We start from the raw sequence: 855 nt of genomic DNA on the forward strand, positions 1-855 counted from the left end.
CCCGGACATTCTTCAGCGAGTTTGGGAAGTAGGAACCCAGGTAGCAAGGAGGATAACTGCTTGTAAATCTCTTTGGCTTTTTCTCGGCTCAAATCAAAATGTGCTGCGCCATCTACTTTGTCGAGGGTGAAAAGGTAGTAGGGCAATACGCCTTGATCGAATAGCTTTTCTGACAAATTTTGCAGGATGCCTGCGTTATCATTTATGTCTTTTAACAATACTGATTGGTTGAGTAAGGTAACGCCGACGGCTTTGAGTTTTCTAAATGCAATTGCCGTGTCGTCACCCAATTCATTCTCATGATTGCAATGCGCAACAAAAACAATATTGCTGTTGAGTGTCTTGAGAATCTCGATAAAGGGATCGCTAATTCGTTGCGGCAGGCTAGGGAGCATTCGCGTATGAATACGTATCCTTTTTATGTGCGCGATAGAATCAATACGATGTAACAAATCGGATAGGTATTTATCAGGCAAGCTTAGTGGGTCGCCACCACTTAGAATGACCTCATTAATTTGCTTATTTTCCAGAATGTAAGCCAGAGCCTTGTCCCATTGTTTGCGAGATTGCTGGTGCTCTGAATAAGGGAAATTACGTCTAAAACAGTATCTACAGTGTATGGCGCAAGCCTGCGTTAAGACGAGCAAAACCCGAGACTGATATTTATGAATTAAACCAGGGACGGGCGAGTAATCTTGTTCGAGTAAGGGTTCAGCTGTAAAACCATCAACCTGTTCGAATTCTCTAGTCTGAGGTAGAACTTGCAAAAGCAAGGGGTCATTGGGTGAGTTAGGTTTGATTTTATCGAGATAGGGCTGCGGTGCACGAAGTGGAAAATCGAGCGTTTGTTGTGTT

1 protein-coding gene is annotated in these 855 nt (G+C 43.4%); it reads right to left on the bottom strand.

Annotation, left to right across the window (positions count from 1 at the left end; genetic code table 11):
• Nucleotides 1-855: EF-P beta-lysylation protein EpmB (gene epmB / locus A3738_RS07340; RefSeq protein WP_068763488.1), on the bottom strand; the 855-nt coding region annotated here is incomplete at both ends.

This window comes from Oleiphilus sp. HI0066 (assembly GCF_001635725.1).